This window comes from Blastopirellula sp. SH421 (assembly GCF_057808535.1).
On the sequence record NZ_CM173712.1, the window covers coordinates 3,788,645 to 3,809,308 of the forward strand.

General features: G+C 56.6%; 13 protein-coding genes. 4 read left to right on the plus strand and 9 right to left on the minus strand.

All coding sequences use genetic code 11. The annotated features are described in order from the left end of the window. Positions 1-7: 7 nt before the first annotated feature. The gene (locus SH421x_RS15500) at positions 8-1,147 is read left to right on the plus strand and encodes an ABC transporter permease (protein WP_488850225.1); all 1,140 of its coding nucleotides are present in this window, start codon (positions 8-10) and stop codon (positions 1,145-1,147) included. 68 nt (positions 1,148-1,215) lie between these two features. On the opposite strand, the gene SH421x_RS15505 is transcribed toward SH421x_RS15500, so the two are convergent. From SH421x_RS15505 to SH421x_RS15540, 8 genes are all read right to left on the minus strand, one after another. Next, positions 1,216-2,757, minus strand: coding sequence for an EF-hand domain-containing protein (locus SH421x_RS15505; protein ID WP_488850226.1), 1,542 nt, complete (start codon positions 2,755-2,757; stop codon positions 1,216-1,218). Then, positions 2,754-4,043: a DUF1501 domain-containing protein gene (locus SH421x_RS15510; RefSeq protein ID WP_488850228.1), complete on the minus strand. Its 1,290-nt coding sequence runs from the start codon at positions 4,041-4,043 to the stop codon at positions 2,754-2,756. The genes SH421x_RS15505 and SH421x_RS15510 overlap by 4 nt, the downstream gene beginning before the upstream one ends. Before the next feature lie 37 nt (positions 4,044-4,080). Continuing rightward, a complete protein-coding gene (locus SH421x_RS15515) occupies positions 4,081-5,640 on the minus strand; it encodes a DUF1553 domain-containing protein (protein ID WP_488850229.1) in 1,560 nt (519 codons plus the stop codon). A gap of 50 nt (positions 5,641-5,690) precedes the next feature. Beyond that, positions 5,691-6,692, minus strand: coding sequence for a DUF1559 family PulG-like putative transporter (locus SH421x_RS15520; RefSeq protein ID WP_488850231.1), 1,002 nt, complete (start codon positions 6,690-6,692; stop codon positions 5,691-5,693). A gap of 27 nt (positions 6,693-6,719) precedes the next feature. After that, positions 6,720-7,175 carry a carboxypeptidase regulatory-like domain-containing protein gene (locus tag SH421x_RS15525; protein WP_488850233.1) on the minus strand — a complete coding sequence of 152 codons (456 nt, stop codon included), beginning with the start codon at positions 7,173-7,175 and terminating at the stop codon, positions 6,720-6,722. Positions 7,176-7,197: 22 nt separating this feature from the next. Then, complete coding sequence (locus SH421x_RS15530; RefSeq protein ID WP_488850234.1) at positions 7,198-8,178, minus strand: DUF1559 family PulG-like putative transporter; 981 nt, start codon at positions 8,176-8,178, stop codon at positions 7,198-7,200. Positions 8,179-8,500: 322 nt separating this feature from the next. Further along, a complete protein-coding gene (locus tag SH421x_RS15535) occupies positions 8,501-9,904 on the minus strand; it encodes a DUF1501 domain-containing protein (protein ID WP_488856447.1) in 1,404 nt (467 codons plus the stop codon). A 28-nt stretch (positions 9,905-9,932) separates the two neighbouring features. Then, on the minus strand, positions 9,933-13,019 hold the full coding sequence (locus SH421x_RS15540) for a PSD1 and planctomycete cytochrome C domain-containing protein (RefSeq protein WP_488850235.1): 3,087 nt from the start codon (positions 13,017-13,019) through the stop codon (positions 9,933-9,935). Between the two features lie 584 nt (positions 13,020-13,603). On the opposite strand from SH421x_RS15540, the gene SH421x_RS15545 reads away from it, so the two are divergent. From SH421x_RS15545 to SH421x_RS15555, 3 genes are all read left to right on the plus strand, one after another. After that, entirely contained in the window at positions 13,604-13,768 is a 165-nt protein-coding gene (locus SH421x_RS15545) for a hypothetical protein (RefSeq protein ID WP_488850236.1), read from the plus strand. A 724-nt stretch (positions 13,769-14,492) separates the two neighbouring features. Continuing rightward, a complete protein-coding gene (locus tag SH421x_RS15550) occupies positions 14,493-15,929 on the plus strand; it encodes a sulfatase family protein (protein ID WP_488850238.1) in 1,437 nt (478 codons plus the stop codon). Between the two features lie 119 nt (positions 15,930-16,048). Beyond that, positions 16,049-16,375, plus strand: coding sequence for an ArsR/SmtB family transcription factor (locus SH421x_RS15555; RefSeq protein ID WP_488850239.1), 327 nt, complete (start codon positions 16,049-16,051; stop codon positions 16,373-16,375). Positions 16,376-16,741: 366 nt separating this feature from the next. Here the strand turns inward: SH421x_RS15555 and SH421x_RS15560 are convergent, their stop codons facing one another. After that, the gene (locus tag SH421x_RS15560) at positions 16,742-20,566 is read right to left on the minus strand and encodes a hydantoinase B/oxoprolinase family protein (protein WP_488850240.1); all 3,825 of its coding nucleotides are present in this window, start codon (positions 20,564-20,566) and stop codon (positions 16,742-16,744) included. Between the last annotated feature and the right edge of the window lie 98 nt (positions 20,567-20,664).

Consider the following 20,664-nt stretch of genomic DNA (forward strand, 5'->3'; position numbering starts at 1 on the left):
GTAAACCGTGAAATTTTTACGCTACACGCTAAAAACTCTCTGGCGGCATCGCTCGCGCACCCTCCTGACGGTCAGCGGATCAGCGGTCGCCATCTTCGTCTTCTGCTTTGTCGGCGCGATTCGCGAAGGGATGAACGATCTCCAGCGACGACAAGCCGAGCAAGGCTCCCTCATCGTGTTTCAGGCCAACAAGTTTTGTCCGGCGACCAGCCATTTACCGCAAGACTATGAGCAGAAGATTAGCAAACTGCCAGGCGTCCGCGACATCATCCCGGTGCAAGTCTATACGAACAACTGCCGCGCGAGTCTCGACGTCATCGTCTTTTACGGCGTTCCTCCGGCGAAGCTGCGCACGGCGCGCGACTTTGAATTGATCGACGGCAATTGGTCCGAGTTTGAAACGCATCAAGATGCGGCGATCGTCGGCAATGCCGTCGCGCGGCGGCGCGGCATTCAGGTAGGGCAAAAATTTTCGATCGGTGAACTGTCAGTCAACGTCGCTGGCATCTTCCGTTCTGCTGATCCCGCCGAAGAAAACTATATCTATTCGCACCTCGAATTTTTGCAGCGCGGCAAAGGGCTAAATCTGGTCGGTACGGTGACGCAGCATGAAGTGTTGCTCCATTCAGGCGTCGATCCGGCCTTGCTTTGCGAAACGATTGACGACCTCTATCGCGGTGGCCCTGTCGAAACCGACACGCGCTCGAAGGGTGTCTTTCAGGCCAAAAGTCTGGGCGATCTGACGCAACTGGTAGAGATGGCCCAGTATCTCGGCTTAGCCTGCGTCGGTCTGGTGCTGGCTCTGGTCGCGACGACCACGGTGATGGCCGTCCAAGATCGCGTGCAAGAATACGCTGTCCTGCAAACGCTCGGCTTTAGCACAGTTCGAATATTTATCTTTGTCCTTTCCGAAAGCTCGATCCTCAGCTTCGTCGGCGGTACGCTGGGCGTGATCGCCGCGATGATCACGCTCTACTTCAGCCAGCTTTCGGTCGCCGCCGAAGCAGTCGCCATCGCGTTCACCCCTTCCCTCTCGCTCGCGCTGCAAGGAATACTCATCTCGATCCTCGCAGGCCTCATCGCCGGCGTGGCCCCAGCCTGGCAAGCAGCAACCACCGATGTGGTCCCGGCACTTCGCAACAGATAGTTGGCGCTGGGTTTCTGCCCTACGATCCGTATTGGGGGCCTTAGCACTGACCAAGCAGCGAGAATCGTTTATTTCAGATTTTCAACTTCACTGGGACTGACAAGCTCGTCATGGTTTTGATCCAACCGATCGAACGCTGTCGAGGGGCCGACGAATTCTCGTCGTGATACATCCCCGTCCCCGTTGCGATCCATTGCGAGAAACCATGCAGGACCGGTCCTCTGTAATTTTCCGAGGGGTGATGTTGGTTGTCCTAAACTGATAGTCAACAAAATCTGTCGCGGCAGTCGATCAGGCTGAATCGTGTCAGCTTCGACGGCCCCTGCTGACTCGATCCGGCTCCAAGCGTCGCGTAATTCGCGGCGTGACAAAGCCCCATTGCGGTCAAAGTCGAGCAGTTCAAACAGGCCTGGGCCGCAGTCGATCGCCGTCACCAGCACTTGATTGGCCCCGATTTTGTGTTGTAACTTTAGCCAAGACTCCATCTCGGCATGCGTGACGATCTCATCCGCGTTCCAATCAAGGATCCGAACCATCGACGTCCCCAAGCCGCTTCGTTCAGACGACCATTCCGCATTGGTCAGTTGCTCGTCATTGTCTTGGTCGGCGGCGTCAAATCGAGCGGTGACGTTCTCTCTAATCCCGGCGGCATATGCTTGCAGACGGCCTGCTTCGGTACGTAACGTGATCCATCCCGCACTGGACTTCCACCGCTTCAGGTCAGTCCCATCCGCAGTTGCATTGGCGGTCTGAATCTCCCACGCCGCATCTGACTTCGCCATGATCGAGCTACGCCACACCGCGTCGACCGGTTGTTTGCGCCAGTTAGTTAGCGCTTCGCGAGAAGATTCTCCGCTGTCCGGCAGCAGCGGTCGAAGCGATTCTACCCAGATCTCATTTTCGGGATCTTGCGGTAAAACAACCAGCGGAAACTTGGCCAATGACTCGGGAAGCGGACGATCCCCAGCGCGCGCCGCGCCGCGCAGCAAGTTCCCAGAAGCGCCGGGGTAAAAAATGCCCGCGACTAATTCACCGGCGCCCAATAGCTCGTCATCGTTCTGATCGAGCGCAGGAAGAATCTGCTCGGCCTGGCGCCACTCGACCTCGGTCACTTGTCCGTTTTGATCGCGATCAACTCGCTCGAGCAAATTTTGAGTCAATTCGACAGAAAAAGGGGCGACGCCGATTCTGAGCGCAACCGAACCGACTCCCTGATTTCGATAATAAGCAGTTAACTCCTGGAGCGTCGCTTTTCCATCAGCGTCTCCGTCTAAATCATCCAGGGTCGGCGGCTGACCAATCACCGGCGCAAATCCGCTGCTCGCCGATTCGCGCAGCGCACGAGCCGAAGGCAATCGCTCACACTCTTGCTCGCTCAATATTTGATCTTGGTCCAGGTCGCAGAAGTCCATGATCGCCTGAAACTTCTCGTCCCAGACCATCTCGTAATCGAGCCCGTCCGCGCTAATGACCAGTTGCGCGTGCATCAACTGGTCGGCGCCGACCACAGCTAAATCGAGCGCCGGCGATTTTTTTGAGCCCTCAAAGTCGCTTGCCCACAGATTTGCGGCAAACAATGCCGCCAACAAACATGCCCACGTACGGCTCATAGCAGTTCCTTGATCGGCTTGGCGTTGGGGTCGGCGATTCGAATCGGTCGACCGACATTCGACATGTTCTGTTTCAGCGGATTTACGCCGATCGCTTCGCAGACGGTGGCGATCACATCAGGCACAACCACCGGACGATCGACCACTTCGGTTCCCTGCGCGTTGGTAGCACCCAGCGCTTGACCACCCCGAATCCCGCCGCCGGCTAGCACCGTCGCCCAAGTTTGCGGCCAGTGATCTCTCCCGCTTTGACCATTGATACGCGGAGTCCGTCCAAACTCGCCCTGGCACATCACCACGGTCGAGTCCAGCATTCCGCGCTGCTTCAAGTCGTCCAGCAAAGCCGCAAAGCCGGTGTCGAGCGTGGTCGAAAGTGCTTTCACACGTGCAAAGTTATCGTTGTGCGTATCCCAGCCATCAAGCGTCACTTCGACAAACGAGATTCCTCGCTCCACCAACCGACGAGCCATCAGACAACCCTGCCCGAAAGTGTTTCGTCCGTAGCGATCGCGCAGTTCTGCAGGCTCATCCTCTAACCGAAAAGAAGCCGCCGCGGTTGGTCGCATCAACCGCAGCGCTTTTTGCGACGCCGATTGCAATGCATCGACCACGGGATCGGGTCGGTCGGCTTGAAATGATTGGTCGAGATTGGACAGCATCGCCAATCGCTGCGACTGCGTCTGGTCGTCGATCCCCGCGATTCGATTCAGATCCGGCACGACCAGCTCTTGCTCGCCGCGTCCTTCGCCGCCGATTACCAGCGGAGAAAATTCTGGGCCCAAAAAGCCGCCGCCCAACAAACGGCGTTGCCGGCCAGGCGCAATACTGACGAAGCTTGGTAAGTCCGACTGGCGATCGCCAATTTCATGCGCGCATAGCGCGCCAATGCTCGGAAATTTGATTGCTCCTTGCGGAGTGTAACCGGTCTGCACAAATTGCGTTGCTCGGCCATGATCTCCTTCTTTGCTGGTCATCGAACGGATGATAGCCAACTCGTTAGAATTGGCGGCCAGTTTGGGCATGTGTTCAGAGATTCGCACGCCAGGCGTCGCCGTCTGAATTTCTTGGAACTCGCCGCCGTTGGCGTTGCCCGGTTTCAGATCCCACATATCAATGGTCGCGGGACCACCACTCAACCACAGCATAATCACCGCTTTGCTTTGCGCGCCACTTGCGCAAGCTTGTCGCGCCAAGGATTCCATCCAACCCGATGTGGCGCCCAAGCCGACTCCCAGCGCCGCCATGCGTAGATAGTCGCGTCGCGACAGTTTCAACGATCTCGCCATGTTGATCATTTCCTTCAAGGTGCGAAAGCAATCGCTGCTAGTGGTTGGTGTTAAACTCGGCGCTGTTCAACAGCGCCCACATCAGATCGCCCAGCGCCGCACCTTTGTCTGACGCCGTCGTCAGATAGAGTGCGAACGATTCCGCCTCTTCGGGACGCGGATCACGGGCAAGCAGCGCCTTATATAAGGTGCGAACTTTCTCTTGGTCATTCAGAAAGGGCGCATCCACCAACGTCTGCAGCAGAGGACTTGCCTCGGCTTGGACAATCTCGCGCGTCACTTCACCGTTCATTAGCGACAGCGATTGCAAGATCGAACGCTCGGCATGGGACGCGTCTTCGACAAAAAAATTGCCGGTAAAGCGTTCTCGTGCGTCGCGGCCTTTGGTCGGGTCAAGATCGTTCCGCTCAATCGGCAAGCCAGCCGCCGTGCGAATGCTGTCATACAATTGCTCGCCGCTCAGTCCGCGTACCGGCATGCGAGCATAGAGGGTCGGATCGACCAGCGCCGTTTCGCCCGGCGATACTCGGCTGGATCGCTGATACGCTTTGGTCAAGACAATGGCTTCGGTCAGCAGTTTTAAGTCAAAATCGCTCGCGACAAACGCGCTGGCCAAATCCTCCAGCACTTTAGGATGAGCCGGCGGATTCTCATCTGACAGATCGTCCAGCGGCTCTACCAAACCGGTCCCCAGAAAATTAGCCCAGACCCGATTAACGGCGTTGCGCGCAAAATAAGGATTCTTCGCTTGCGTCACCCAGGTCGCTAGCGCTGTGCGTCCACTATCGCCGTGCAGTTCAGCTGGCCAAGGTATTTCGTCGCCGGTAAAAAGAGTTGCTTGGACCTGCTGCGTTTTCTCGGGCATCGCAATTTCAAAATCGCTGGCGGATACCTTTTCGCCAGATTTTGGCGAAGCGAAAAACGCGGCTGTTTCCCAAAACTGTTCTTGGGTCCAACGCGAGAATGGATGGTCGTGGCACTGAGCACAATCGAGATTGACACCTAAGAATGCCCGAGTCGTATTCGCGGCCAGATTCTCCGGCTGTCGGAGACTTGCCGAGAGAAAACTCTCAGGCGTCGCTAGCACAACACTTCCCTCTGCCGACTCCTGCGACGGATCCTCGGATGCGTTCACCGTCAACATTTGCCGCACGATCTCGTCATAGCGCTGGTCGCTGGTCAACTGCATTGTCAGCCAGATCTCAAACTCTTCGCTCAAACCGCGAAACTCAGGCGTATCAGCTTGCGGGATCCAAGTTCGTCGCCAAAAAGTAGCCATATGTCGAGAATGCGAGCCAGAGCGGACCAACCGATGAACCAGCTTCGCTCGTTTATCCTCGTCCTGGGAAGTTAAAAACTTATCCCCTTCCGAGACGGTCGGAATCCGACCTACCAAATCCAAATAGATCCGGCGGAGGAACTCGGCGTCGGATGAAATCGTTGTCGGCGTGATCTGACCCGCCTGTTGCGCGGCGGCTAGGTGTTGATCAATCTGCTGGGCCAGTTGCAATGCGCTCGGCGGGTCGGCGCTGCCAATCGCAGCATTTGCAACAATCACCAGCAGCATGAGCAGCGGCGTGCGACTTCGTACAATCATACGTAAGATCAATTCCACTAACGGTCCATGAGAAACAACAAGCGAGCGAACTAAAACGCCGCCAGATCAATCGCCTGACCATCATCGCGAGTGGTCAATCGTCCATAGATCAATCCATCCAGCTCGGGCGTCACCAACCGGACCGAGCCATCGCAAAACAACACGTTGGCGCCTGCCGGATGAAAACCGTAGATGCCGAAGTAATTGTTGCAGTTGACCGCACAGTCGTCGGAATCTCCTTTGCCGCGGATCGTGCCTGTTTCTCGATCGAAAACCATAAACGCAATCGAGCCGAATCCGGCCCAAGCGCCACGCGTGTTCTCGCCACCGAGTGGAGTCGAGTCCGAGATCTTTTCGCCAACGCGCCAACTTTCGGGCAGGCCCGCTTTTTCTACAATCAGAAATGTGTTCGTCAGGCCATCGGTAATTAGTCGAAAGGGAAGCGAATCATTGTCGGTCATCGATTGATGGTCGTTGCCGCGCAGCTCATTAGGCCAATTGGCCCCGTATCCAGAGTCCGGCATAAACAGACCATTCGACGAGATATAGTCGTTCGCGCCCGCATTGACTTCAAACACGGTGGCCCGATCTGCATTATGTGAGCCTGCGGATGCGCTGGCACGGAGGGCAACCTTGCGATTCTCAGGAGCGGAAGGACAGAGAAATTCGTCGAGCTGGGTTTCGACAACTGCTTTGTTTTTCGGATCATAGAAGTCGTAGTTGCGATCAAATCGATCGCTCAACTGGGGGTGCAATGAGGCGAGAATCTCGGTTCCCCAGCCACCGTATGCTTTTTTTCCTTCAAATCCGGTGCGCCGCGGTGGAAACGCTTTTCGAGCGTCGGCGATTTGATGAAAACTGTTGCTGATCACGCGCAGGTTGTTCGTACAGCGCTGCCGTTTTGATTCTTCAGTAGCGACTTGAATCGTCGGCAATATGACAGCGACAACAATCGCAACTAGGCAGGCGGCGACGATCAAATCGACCAGCGAAAACCCTGGCGCCGTGACTTTGTTCCGTCGTGATAGTCGGAAAGCTAGATCTCTGTTCATCCAAGTATACCTTTTCGTGCTTGCTGCTTATTTCAATGCAAAAGCATCCAGGTCGTTCTCGCCTTCGGAGACCTGGACCTTCCATTTTGACTTCTGCGGGTTGCTGAACCTTCCGCGAAGTTGATCTCGCTCCGGGGTCGGCTCAGCAGTTTCGTTAGTATTGATGTGATCAGGCCATTGAAAAGTCACCCAATACTCGCCGGCAGGTGCGCCGTCCGCTTCGTGACCTGAATAAGAATGCAGCGCAAAGTTTCCTTGTTCATCGGTCACGCCAGACGGCGAGAAATTCGCGCCAGCAAATTTTTGCACCGGATGAAACAACACCCGAAACCCGACGGCCGGTTTTCCCTTGTAGGTGACGCTTCCCGAGACAGGAAAGGGGGGCGGTCCCAACGGGGGTTCCGCTTTTCCACACCCCAACAGCGCGACAGCAATCAACAACCAAAATGAAATCGACCCGTGCAAGATCATTGAACAACGCATAGCATCTTTCGCAAAACGTAGCTTATTTCGCCGTCGTGATGACCTCGCCATCGTTGATGGTCGAGATCCGGTAAAAGTTGATCGGATCCAGTTGGTTGACCGCAAATTGAACCGATCCATCGCAATACAAGATGTTGGCACCGCCGGGATGAAACGAATAGATCTGAAATCGATTGCCGCAGTTCATCGAACAATTCAGCAGATCGCCAGAAGCGGCATTGTTAACCGCATTCAAAGTCCCGTCTTGCGAATAAGGTGCGTAAACCCAAGATTGCCAGCCGGCCCATGATCCACGATTCAAAAGCGTAATATCGGTTCCGGTGTTGCGACGTCCTTCATACAGATCAGGCCAACCAGCCGTGTCATTTAAGATCAGCGTGTTTGTCAGGCCATCGGTAATATCGGCAAACTTGCGCGGCGTATAGTTCGGCACATCTCCCCACGAATCATCCAGCGCTTGCTGCGTGTTATCGGCGTTGGTTAAACCTGCGCCCCAACCGGTAGACGGCAAATAAAAGCCGTTGGGAGTTAAGTAATCAATCCAGCCTTTGACTTCAAACACCGTACTTTTGTCCGTATTGACCGAATAGCTGGTCGCTTTTTGAGCGATCACCGTATCGCGTGTTCGCGGCGTCGAAGGGCACACAAACGCGGACAACTTCGTTTCTACCGCCGGCTTATTGATCGGATCGTAAAAATCGTAGGCAAAATTGTATTGGTCGTAGATATTTTGCTGCTCAATGTAAGGGAGCAGAAAAGTTCCCCAGCCGGTATATCCATGATCAATGGCGCGAAAGCGACGCGGAGGCAGTCCCTTGTAGGCGCTCTCAAAATTGTGAAACCCCAATCCCAGTTGCTTCAGATTATTACTGCACTGTGATCGCCGCGCCGCTTCGCGGGCTTGCTGCACCGCCGGCAACAGCAGCCCGATCAAAACGCCGATAATCGCAATCACCACCAGCAACTCTACCAAGGTAAATCCACGTCGGGGAAGTTTCTTCACGTTGCTGCTTTCTCCTGCTGCTCTAGTTCACGATCCGGTGCAAGCGATCGATGGGTTGCGGACATAACCTGCATATCCCATACCAACCATCGTCGTTGTCGCCGATGTTTACTCCCCAGTTAGAATCAGGGCGCTTCGCCAGCCGAAGAAATGCTGGCGCAAAGAAATCCATTTTCTAATTCGTCGTCGCTGACACCCGCTTGCAAGCATGCATTTTTGCGTGCCGCTAGTCGACCCAATCGACATGCGTGTCGATCCAAGCGACGCGATCTGATATCAAGACGCGCCATGATGACGCACCGGAAGTCTGCAAGCGGTAAGCTTAAGCGATCAACTCCTGCACCACGCGAGCAGGCTCTACCCCGGTCAGCTTTTGGCTTAGCCCCTGAAATTTGACCGATAATCGATTGTGGTCAAACCCCAGCAGGTGCAGGATCGTGGCGTGCAAATCGCGGACATGGACCCCGTCACGTATCGTGTTGAAACCAAAGTCGTCGGTTTCGCCGTGCGAAACGCCCCCCTTCACTCCTCCGCCAGCCATCCACATCGTAAACGCATTGGGATGATGGTCGCGGCCATCGTCTCCGCCCCCCTGAACCATCGGCGTTCGACCAAACTCGCCTCCCCATATGACCAGCGTATCTTCCAGCAGCCCGCGTTGTTTCAGATCTTGCACCAGCGCCGCACAGGCCTGATCAGTCGCCAAACAGTTCTCTTGCAAGTCTTTCTTCAAGTTGCCGTGCTGATCCCATGCTTCGTGAAACAGTTGCACAAATCGCGTTCCACGTTCGACCAGGCGACGCGCCAACAAACAGTTCTTAGCGAAGGACGGTTTGTCGGGATCGACTCCATACATATCCAGCACATGCTGCGGTTCTGAAGACAAATCCATCAGCTCTGGCCCGCTCGACTGCATCCGGTACGCCATCTCAAACGAATTGATCCGCGTCGCAATCTCTGGGTCGCCGGTCGCCGCCAGACGCTGCGCATTCAGCTGATTGATCGTGTCCAGCGTATCGCGCTGCACGGACGCATCCATGCCGGCCGGGTTCGAGAGATACAAAACCGGATCCCCCACGTTGCGCAGTTGAACCCCTTGATAAACCGTCGGCAGAAACCCGCTCCCCCAATTGCTTGAGCCGCCGCTGGGCCCCTTCTTGCCAGAGCTAAACACCACAAAGCCCGGCAGATTGCGCGATTCGGCCCCTAGCCCGTACATCGTCCACGCGCCCAAGCTGGGCTTGCCAAACAGCGGCGATCCAGTGTTCATCATGATCTGCGCCGGCGCATGATTAAAGGCGTCAGTCTTCATCGCCTTCACGATCGCCAGCTCATCGGCAATCTTGGCCGTGTGAGGTAACAGTTCCGATATCTCGGCGCCGCACTTGCCGTGCTTGGCAAATTTGAACTTCGGCCCCAACAGCTTCGAATTCGGGTTGATAAATGCGGCGCGATACCCGTCCAACAATTCCGCCGGAGGCAACGTCCCGTCAAACTTTTCTAATTGCGGCTTGTAGTCAAACATCTCCAAATGGCTAGGTGCGCCAGCCATAAATAAGAAGATGACGTTCTTTGCTTTCCCGGCAAAGTGCGGTTGTTTCGTCGCCAGCGGATCGACTGCCGCAGCCGTCGAGTCATCGCGCAGCAGGTCGGCCAGCGCGATCGAACCCAAACCGACCCCACAATCACGCAAAAACCAGCGGCGAGAAATCTCGTTTGGCGTCATCATCTTATCCCTTCCACGTTGCGTGGAATTATTCTTTCGTGATCGTTTCGTCCAAGCACAGCATCACGCGAGCCACCAACGTCCAGGCGGCCAACTCGTTGGCCTCTTCTCCTGCGACGGTCGCGGCTGCGGGCGCTTTCAAAATTTCGGCAGCGTCCAGTTCACCGGCGGCGATCCGCGCGCGTTGCTTGTCGAGCATATTTTGCAGCATCGCGATTTCTTCCGCCGTCGGGACGCGTGCGATGCAGCAGCGCAGCGCGTACTCTAATCGCTCGGCGTCGGTCTCGCCTGCGGTTTGCAATGTACGCGCCGCCAGCGCGGCGGCGCACTCCAGTGACAGCGGTTCATTCAGCAAGGTCAGCGCTTGCAGCGGCGTGTTTGACCGATTGCGGCGCACACACGAAATATTCCCCGGCTCGGCGTCAAACGTCTCGAACATCGGATAGGGGACGCTGCGAAAGCGAAACGTGTACAACCCCCGGCGATAGCGCTGCTGATCGGTCGCTTCGTTCCAAGTCTTCGGCCCATAGCTGGCCGGCGGTTGAAACAAAAAGTCTGGCGCCGGCGGATAGACCGGGCGACCACCGATCTTCTCGTTGAGCAGCCCGCTTGCCGCCAAACCGATGTCGCGGACAATCTCGGCGCTCACCCGAAACCGGGGCCCGCGGGCGAGCAGACGATTGTACGGGTCTTGCTCATAAGCATCCGCTGTCACACGCGAAGACTGGCGATAAGTCGCCGACGAGACAATCAAACGATGCAGATGCTTCAAGCTCCAGTCATGCTCCATCAGTTCGACCGCCAACCAATCGAGCAACGCTTGATGCGATGGTGGCGAGCTTTGCGATCCCAGGTCATCACTGGTTTCGACCAGCCCGATGCCAAAATAACCTTGCCAAATTCGGTTGACGATCGCCCGTGCCGTGGTCGGAGAACGCCGATCGACCAGCCATTTGGCCAGTGTAAGTCGCGAAGACTTGTCGCCGGCAGGTAAATCATGCAAAAACTCGGGCACGCCTGGCTGCACCTCTTCGCCTGGCGTCAAAAAATCACCGCGAAGCAGCAGCGAAGTGGTGCGCGGCGTCGCGCGCTCTTCCAAAACCAACTGCGAAGCGCCTTCGGGATGCGATCTCCACAACGCTTCAATCGCAGCATTTTCCTCCGCCCACTCAGGCCGCGTCGTTCGCCAATACGCAAACAATTGTTGCTGCTGAGCTTCGCTCCGCTGCTCGGCGGCAATCGTCAAAATCTCTCGCACCTTCCGCGGCAGGGGATCGGCAATTGGGTTGGCGGCAGTGGTCACCGAGTACCGGAAGCGACCGAAGATGCAATTGTGTTTGTCATCGCTGTTCCACCCGCCGTGCTGCATGTTGGCTTGCACCGTGAAGATCGTCCCTTCGGAGTATCCCACCGGATGCTCAAATACAAACACCGCATTGCGCGATTGATTGCGGCGCCCAGGGTCACTGTCGGTTGTCCAAGCCGTATTCGCATCGCCGTCGATCGCAAATGCAATCGGACCGGTCACCCGCTTGTCCCCAGCTCTTCCTTGCTTGTTGAGCAGATATTCAGGCTGCGGAGCTTCGGCCGGATTCACGTCGGCGGTTGCCGCAATCAGTTTCAGCTTCGTCCGCTTCCCAGGATCATTGGCCGGTGCAGCATAGACATGAAACTCGGTCACCGCAGCAGTTCCACGCATCGAGCGTCCAGGACCTCGACGCGGCAACTGAGGATGAGTCAAAAGCTCAAGTCGGATCCCGGTAATCTGCTGCGCTGTTGTCGTCTGCATCACAAACTGCGTAGCAGAACTATGCGGAGCAAAGCTTTCGCTGAGGATCGAATGATCTTCCAGCACGCGAAACTTCTGCCCTTCAAACGGTAGATCGCCAGGCAACAACACTTCCCACGAATCGGCCTTCCCCGATACCGCGGCTTCCCAAGCCGCCATCTGCTTCGGCCAATTGGGGGTCGCTGCTTTCAGCTTCGTTTCGATCGCCGTGATCTGTTGCTTGATCGTCGCAATCTGCTGCGTCTCGGCGGGGGTGTAAGCCGAGATCGACGCGTCGTGCGTGTTGTTCAAAAAGGCGAACAGTCCATAGTATTCGTGATGCGAAATCGGATCGTATTTGTGGGTATGGCATTGAGCGCATTGCACCGTAAGCCCCAAGACCGCTTTACCGACCGCATCCATCCGATCAAACATCGCCGCCATCCGAAATTGCTCGGGATCGGCGCCCCCTTCTTCGTTGACCATTGAGTTGCGTAAGAATCCGGTCGCGACCAGGCGATCCTGATCAAGATTCTCCAGCAGGTCGCCGGCAATCTGCTGGATGACAAACTGGTCGTACGGCATGTCACGGTTGAGCGCCGCAACAACCCAATCGCGATAGAACCAATTTGCTCGCGGCAGATCTTTCTCGTAACCGTCTGAGTCCGCATATCGGGCCGCATCCAACCAATCGCGTCCCCAGCGCTCGCCAAAATGGGGCGACGCCAACAGACGTTCGATCTGCCGCTGATCCGCATCCGGAGCCGTGTCGGCGACAAACGCATCGACCTCTGCAATCGACGGCGGCAACCCGATCAGGTCAAGACTCAACCGGCGCAGCCAAATCGCCCGCTCCGCCTCGGCCGCTGGCGCCAGATTTGACTCACTTTCCAGCCGGTTCAAAACAAACGCATCAATCGGATTGCGCACCCAAGTTGGATCAGCAACCTGCGGAACCGCAGGCCGCACTGGCGCGGTAAACGCCCAGTGAACTTCATACTTGGCGCCTTGCGAGATCCACTGCTTCAGCAGTTCGACTTGCTCCGGCGTCAGCGACTTGCCCGAGTCGGCCGGCGGCATCAACAGCTCTGGATCGCTAGAAATGATCCGCGCAACCAATTCGCTCTCGGCCAAGTTGCCCGGCACAATCGCCGCATGATGCGCGCCGGCCGCATTGTCAAGCCGAAGCTCAGCCTCACGATGCTCGGGATCGGGGCCGTGACATTGAAAGCAGTTCTCCGACAAGATCGGCCGGATGTCACGTTGAAAATCAACCGCCGCCGGCTCAGCCCCAGCCGCAGCACTAAACGTAACCAGACCCAACAAAAATACGGCAGGGCGAATCATAAACGAAGAAGCCTAAACCGGAGAGATCGAAAGCGGGGAGAAGCAGGCAGGATCAGAAATTTTCCGACATTCTCAGTTTACACGATTTTTAGTGCCAAGGCCACATTTTTAGCTCTGCCTGGGGAGGGGCAAAACAGCCCGCGCTAGCGCATCTCCTGGAGCCTGGAGGCGTTGCCTGCCGCAAAGCACGTTCGACAAAACACTAGCCCGCAGCGCCAGCGAGGGTATCCGCGTTCTACTTCAAACCAACTGCGCGTCACACTCTACATTCCCCCTTTGTCCAACACGTTTGCAGAGAGATGGGTCCTCGGACTGCCCCACCTGGCCGGCATCCACTTGGCTGGATCTTTTTGTGATTCTCGCTTTCACGACGAGTGGAACTGCGAAAGTATTCTCACTCTCAGTAATTCGGCAGCGACCATTTGCTCAGCTTCGGCGTTCTTACCCACAACTTGCTCGGCCAAGCCTATACACTCGGTCGGGTTTGATAATTTGCTGGCTATGCGTTCGTGGGACGATTAACTTTACGGTATCGCCCTACTGCCGCAAGCCAAACAGGGCTGCCCCTTCTTGAGAAACCGTGCATGAAGATTCCCAGAAATATCGCCATGATCCTCCTCGCCGTATGGTTGATCCTGTACGGAGTGCTGACAGCCCCCTTCCTGCAGTTCAGCTTCGCCTATAGCGGCGATCTGCTAGCGGTTCTGGCTGTGGTGGTAGGAGTGCTGATCTTGATTCGGCGGGAATGAGACTAGCGGCGTTACCACGCAAACACGGCGGGGACGGAGTTGTTTGCTACGAAGGCCGTGCCGCATCGTCGCTTTGGCTTGGGTGCGGTGGCAAAGATTGCGACTTGACAAAGTCTTAGTCTTTTACTAATATATCTTAACACATTTCGATTCGACGTGCGACCTGCTGATTTCAGTTTGGCGGTGTATTGTCATTGAAGGCCGGCAACTTCGAGAGAGGTTGGCGGGTTTGTCTGCTGCGCGGGACGGGGAATTGGCGGTTTCTCAATTCAGCAGAAAAAAAATAGTTCGCAGTCCGGTCCACAGTCCACAGTCCACAGTCGCTCAAAAAAAAACGATGGCGAATCCAGTCCACTCCGTCATTCAACAAACGCTGCTGTCCGGTCTGGTAGCACGCCCAGCCATCCGCTTCGCTTCAGTCCAAGCATGTCACTCAGTCTGCGTAGACTGCCAGATAAATCGATCCCGAAAAAAAAGCAAGGACGAGTCCAGTCCATTCTGCGTCAAAGAAAAAACGATGCTGTCCAGTCCGGTCCAGCGGACCCGCCTATTCATTCTTAATTAACTGTTGGGATTTCGACATTTACTTGCGATCGCATTTCAATCGCTGGCGCGTCGGGCTAACATGGAGTTTGACCTTACCCCCCGGTCTTGCGTGCGATTTCCTAGCTCTCCACTGCGCTTCGGTTGACCGGCGCGTTCACTTGCCCATCGAGAGTTTCTTATGCATGCTATTCATATCTCCCAGCTTCGCGGTCTTTCCTTTTTACTCGGCGTTCTCTTGCTTGCTGGGGTGATGGCCACCACCGCATTCGCCCAGGCAGAAACCGGCAAGCCCAACATCGTTTGGATTATGGCCGAAGATATCGGCCCCGACTTGGGCTGCTATGGAACGCCGGCGCTGCAGACGCCGAACTTGGACAAGCTGGCGGCCAGCGGACTAAAACTCGACAGGGCGTACTGCACCGCACCGATTTGCTCGACCAATCGTTCGGCCATGATGACCGGAATGTATCAGACGACGATCGGCGCCCATCATCATCGCAGCAGCATCGGCAAACTGCCGCCGCCGGTCCGCCCGCTCACCGCCTATTTGAAAGAGCAAGGCTATTACTGCGCCATCGGCTGCGGATACGGCAAGAAGACCGACTTCAATTTCACGCTCGAAAAAGAAGACGGCTTTGACGGCGATGATTGGCGCAATCGCCAACCGGGGCAACCTTTCTTCGCGCAGATCCAGCTGGGCGTCACGCATCGCGGCAACTGGTGGAACAAGACGCGCCAAGCGTCGTCCGATCCAGTCGATCCCGCCCAGGTGCAGCTGCCACCCTACTTGCCCGATCATCCGGCGATCCGTCTAGACTGGGCGACCTATCTGGATCAGATCGAAAAAGCAGACGAGCAAGTGGGCGAGATCGTCGCACGCCTGGAGACAGAAGGAATCGCCGACAATACGCTAATCCTGTTTATCGGCGACAATGGACGCTGCGTCTTTCGCGGCAAAGGTTTTGTGTTTGAAGATGGCATCCGCATTCCGGCAATCTGCGGCTGGCCCGGCAAGATCAAGCCCGGCACGACCAGCGACCAGCTAGTCAGCGTGATCGATATGAGTGCCGAAGTCCTTGCCGCCTCCGGCGCCAAAGTCCCCAGCTACATGCAAGGGCGTCCCTTTTTAGCCGCAGATAGTCAGCCGCGCGAGTATGTCTTCGCCGCACGTGATCGCTGGGACGAAGTGTACGACAAATGCCGCACCGTGGTTGGGAAGCGTTACAAGTTCATTCGCAATGACATGCCGGAGGTTCCTTACTTCACCGTGCACGCCTACGAAGAGCAAGTTCGCCCCATTCGCCCTGTGCTGTGGCAGCTGTTCCAAGAGGGAAAGATGAATGAGGTCCAGGCCTATTTGATGCAGCCGCGCAAGCCGCAAGAAGAACTGTACGACTTGCAGGTCGATCCCTGGGAAACCAAAAACCTGATCGATGATCCGCAACTGCAAGCCGAGGCCGACAAGCTGCGTCAGGTCCTCTCTGACTGGGAAATTGAAACCAACGACCAAGGCCGATATCCAGAGCCAGAAAGCCAGATTGTCAAAAAATACCGTGACGCGGTCGCCGAACGACTGCAACAATTGAAAGCGGGAACTGCAAAATACCCCCAGTAGTGGACGATTCGTTCTCTTCACCTTGTGAATCACGGCGGTGCGTTCGATAATCAATCGCTTGAAGCTGGCTTCGATCGCCGGCTCGCTCCTTCGATCGACCAAATACCGCGAAGCGAATCATGCCGCAACACCAAGAGCCGTCCGATTTTCCTAGCGTGGACGTTTGCGCTAGCTACCTCAAGGCCTTGGCCGATCCCTATCGACTGCAGATCATTCGCGCCTTGCAACAAGGCCCCATGAGCGTCACCGATATCGGGCTGCTGTTAGAGCTAGAAATCGCCAACACGTCGCACCATCTGCGGGTCCTGTATCACGCCCAGATTGTCACAACCCACAAAGAGGGGAAGTTCGTCTACTACGATCTCAACCAATCGTTTCTGAAAAGCAAAGCGGCTGGCTCGCTCGACTTCGGCTGCTGCAAATTTGATCTGCGGAACGACGAGTAGTTAGAAGACAGTACACTAGCCCGCAGCGCCAGCGAGGTAATCCGCGTGATGATGCTAACCCGGCTCGCGCCTTTTGAAGTTGCGCTCTTCAGCAGGTTCGTAAGAAATGGAACGCGGAGGACACGGATGAATCACGGAATTACACGGCAAGAGGAATTTCCCATCACATCAAATTTGTTTAGAAACCAAGTCAATTTGAAAATGCCAGCTTGCTGCACAAACAACGACGATTTCTGACCGTGAAAAGCCGTGATTTATCCGTGGTCTCCGTGTTCCATTCATTGTTTGTCCTCCAATAGCGCAACTTCAAAACTCGCGCCTCAGGCTAGTGTTTTGTCAAACGACCATTTTCGGGCGCCGGACAGGTTACTCCGTTGATTGCTTTCCCCATCCGCCGCCCCCCGGCGTGCGGATCAATAAGACATCGCCTGGCTGCAAATCAAAGCTGACGATCGCCGGCAAACGGATTTCGGTTCCATCCGCGCGGCGCAATAGATTTTCACCCAATTGACCTGGTGCCCCTCCAGCTAAACCATACGGCGGAAACGGACCGCGACGCTGGGTTAGTAAGGACCCAGTAACCGGCCGCAGAAACTCAATATCGCGTTCGATTCCGTCACCTCCGTGATGCATGCCTGCTCCGCCTGATCCGCGGCGGATCGCAAAGCGGCGTACGCGAGCCGGAAACCGCAACTCAAAAACTTCGACATCGGTCATCCGCGTGTTAGTCATATGGGTATGCACGGCCGACGCGCCAGCTGATGCGGCGGTCGCTCCAGCGCCGCCGCAAATCGTTTCGTAGTAACCAAACGTCGCATCGCCAAACGAAAAGTTGTTCATCGTCCCTTGGCTGGCCGCGGCCAATTGCAACGCACCTAGCAACACATCTACCACACGCTGCGAAGTCTCAACATTACCACCGGCGACGGCCGCACATTTTTCAGGAGCTCCCAAAAACGGCGGATTCAACAAGCAAGTAGGTAAGCGAATCTCGACCGGCTCAAGCACTCCTTGGTTCAGCGGGATCTCTTCATCCAACAAGCAGCGCAGACAGTACATCACCGCCGCGGTGACGATCGCTCGATTGGCGTTCAAATTGCCCGGCAGCACCGGGCCTGTGCCTGCAAAGTCAATTACGGCTTGATCCCCAGTGATCTCGATCTCGACCACAATCGGCGAACCATCATCCAAATGATCTTCAAATCGATGTCGTCCATCCTGCAACCGAGCCAGCGCAGCGCGGGTCTTGGTCGCTGCGGCGGCCTGAATATGAGCGGCGTACTGCTGCACCACCGCCAGACCGTAGGTCTGCACCATCGATTCCAAATCGGACCGACCATGCTGATTGGCGGCCAACTGCGCCGCGATATCGGCCAGATTATCGGCGACATTGCGCGAAGGATGTGTCGCATCACGCAAGATTGCTTCCAAGCTTTCCCACTGGGCGACGCCAGCATGCATCAATTGATAGTTGTCGATCAAGACGCCTTCGTCGGCCAAGGTCTTGGATCCCGACGGCATCGATCCGGCCGCGATCCCGCCGATCTCGGCATGATGCGCGCGGCTGGCGGCAAAGAAACAGGGCTGAGTCGCATCTTCCATAAAGACCGGCGTAATGACGGTGACATCCGGCAAGTGCGATCCGCCGCGATACGGATTGTTGGTCACAAACGCATCGCCTGCCGCCATCTGAGGATTGGCGGCGATCGTCGCTTTGACCGTTTCGCCCATCGCTCCCAGATGAACCGGGATATGGGGCGCGTTGGCGATCAGGTCGCCGCTGCCGGTGAAGATCGCACAGCTAAAATCAAGTCGCTCCTTCACGTTGACGCTGACCGAAGTGTTTTGCAGCGCGACCCCCATCTGTTCAGCGATCGCCGCAAACTGGTTGTTGATGATCTCCAGGAAGACCGGATCGGCGACCGTCGCATCGCTCGATCCCAGACGGACGTCGCTTGGCGACTCGGTCGCTGCTTGATAGCGCATCAACAGTTCACCGCCGCTCAGCAGCTCAGCGGTCCAGCCGGGATCAATCACCGTGGTCGCCAGAGTTTCGGTCACCAGCGCCGGCCCGGGGATCACCGCTCCGCCGCGCAATTGATCGCGTTGATAAAGAGGGGTCTTGGTGGCTACGCCGGCAAACCAAACATTCACGCTACCCGTCGAAGCTGCCGCATACGGCGGTGCGCTGCGACTTGGTTGCTGCTCACCACAATCCTGGCCGCTGGCTTCGACACGCACGGCGACAACTTCAATCGCTTGATTTTCGCGGCAATAACCATAGCGCTGCTGATGCAACTGATGATAGCGCTGGCCCAAGTCTTCCAGCGGTCGCGCCGCGATCGACAGAGACGCTTCGAGTCCGTGATAGCGCAGTTCGATCTCTTCACGACACAAGACCTGCGACTTTGCAACTCCGTCAGCAGCGACCTGCTCGCTTGCTGCGGCGCTCAACTCGGCCAGCATCTCTGCCAGCGATGCTGCGGCGTCATCCAACAAGCGATAGACGCCGCGCGTCGCATAGCGTGTTGTTACCGCGGCGCCGATTCCGACCGCACTAAGAATGCCGGCGTCGGGATGCGACAGCAGATTGGTGATACCCAGCAGTTCGGCGACAGCGCACGCATGTTGCCCTGCCGCTCCACCGAACGGAACCAGCGCGTAGGCCCGGGGATCGTACCCTTTGGCAACCGAGATTGTCCGAATCGCTTTGGCGATGTTGGCGTTGGCGATCTGCAAGAAGCCGGTCGCCAACTCTTGCGAGCTGATTCGTTGGCCGGTCGCCGCTTCGACTTTGGTCGCAATCTCCCGCAGACGCCGCTCAACGGCTACTGCATCCAGTTGAAACGGAAATCGCGCACCTTGCAGCTTTCCCAGCGCCAAATTGATATCGGTCACCGTCAACGGCCCACCGCATCCATAGCAAGCTGGCCCCGGATCCGCGCCAGCGCTGGCCGGCCCGACAACCAATTTGACCCCATCAAAATCACAAATCGATCCGCCGCCGGCGGCGACCGTTTCGATCGCCATCATCGGAGCGACGATTCGCACGCCAGCTTTCTCGGTTTCAAACTGCCGCTCAAACTGGCCCGCGAACCGCGAAACATCGGTACTGGTTCCTCCCATGTCAAACCCGATTGCTCGCGAGAAACCGGCTTGCTGCGCAACCGCCGCATAGCCGACCACTCCGCCAGCCGGCCCCGACAAGATGCTATCTTTGCCCGAGAACTTATCGGCCGCGATCAAACCGCCGGCCGAGGTCAACAAGCTCAAGCGGCTATCGGCGCCCAACGCGCGCTGAATCGCAGCGACATAGTCGCGCAAGACCGGATTCAAATAAGCGTCAACCACCGTCGTATCGCCGCGGGCAACCATCTTGATCAACGGCGCTGCCTCGTGCGAGACGCTCACATCGTGAAAGCCAACGCGCCGCGCAATCGCCGCGACCTGCTGCTCATGAATAGGCTGGCGATAGCTATGCAACAGACAGATCGCTAACGAGCGGATCCCTTGGTTGAGCAATCCGCGCAGCTTCTGCTCGACCTCTGCATCGTCCAAGGGAAGCAAGACATTGCCGTCTGCGTCGAGGCGCTCGTTGATCTCCACCACTTGGCGAACCAGCGACGTCGACTTTTGAATATTCAGCTGAAACAGGTGAGGTCGATTCTGATAGCCAATCTCCAGGATGTCGCCAAGCCCGGCCGTCGTCACCAATCCAACCGCCGCACCGGTGCGAGTCAACAGCGCGTTGGTTCCGCGCGTGGTCCCCAAGCGCACATCAACTGGCGGAAACGCCTGATCGCGCGCCAAGCCCAGCAAGCGACGAATCGCAACCAACGGCGCCTCCTCGTCTCCTTCCAGCAGATAAAGCATTCCCGCCGTAGGCGCCTGCTCCAACGGACGATCGAGCGTCAGCTTACCAATCGCAGCATCAAACTGAACAACGGTACGCGACGTTATCGGCTGTGCTTGCTCGTTGAGCAAACTCAGCCGATAACCGCGCCACACATCGGCTGGATCGCTGCACCGCGTCTCATCCACAATCGCAGTCAGACTGCTGGCTGCGCCCGCCGTCCCCTGCAACTTGCCAGAACTAAGCACTTTGATGCGTCGCGTCGCACCGTCGCTGCTGCGCATCAGACAATCGGTAAACGTTCCGCCCACATCAATCCAAAACTCGGTGCGCTTCACAGGGATCTCATCTCCAACGGCGGCCCACAATTTGCTCGATCGTCACCACAAAGTATCAAGCGATTCCACCCCGTTGAGTAGATGGGTCGCACCGCGCA

Coding starts and splice junctions, on each gene's coding strand:
- SH421x_RS15520 (WP_488850231.1), bottom strand. CDS start 6,692: ATGAACAGAGATCTAGCTTTCCGACTATCACGACGGAACAAAGTCACG.
- SH421x_RS15545 (WP_488850236.1), top strand. CDS start 13,604: ATGAAGATTCCCAGAAATATCGCCATGATCCTCCTCGCCGTATGGTTG.
- SH421x_RS15510 (WP_488850228.1), bottom strand. CDS start 4,043: ATGGCGAGATCGTTGAAACTGTCGCGACGCGACTATCTACGCATGGCG.
- SH421x_RS15550 (WP_488850238.1), top strand. CDS start 14,493: ATGCATGCTATTCATATCTCCCAGCTTCGCGGTCTTTCCTTTTTACTC.
- SH421x_RS15555 (WP_488850239.1), top strand. CDS start 16,049: ATGCCGCAACACCAAGAGCCGTCCGATTTTCCTAGCGTGGACGTTTGC.
- SH421x_RS15535 (WP_488856447.1), bottom strand. CDS start 9,904: ATGACGCCAAACGAGATTTCTCGCCGCTGGTTTTTGCGTGATTGTGGG.
- SH421x_RS15525 (WP_488850233.1), bottom strand. CDS start 7,175: ATGCGTTGTTCAATGATCTTGCACGGGTCGATTTCATTTTGGTTGTTG.
- SH421x_RS15515 (WP_488850229.1), bottom strand. CDS start 5,640: ATGATTGTACGAAGTCGCACGCCGCTGCTCATGCTGCTGGTGATTGTT.
- SH421x_RS15505 (WP_488850226.1), bottom strand. CDS start 2,757: ATGAGCCGTACGTGGGCATGTTTGTTGGCGGCATTGTTTGCCGCAAAT.
- SH421x_RS15540 (WP_488850235.1), bottom strand. CDS start 13,019: ATGATTCGCCCTGCCGTATTTTTGTTGGGTCTGGTTACGTTTAGTGCT.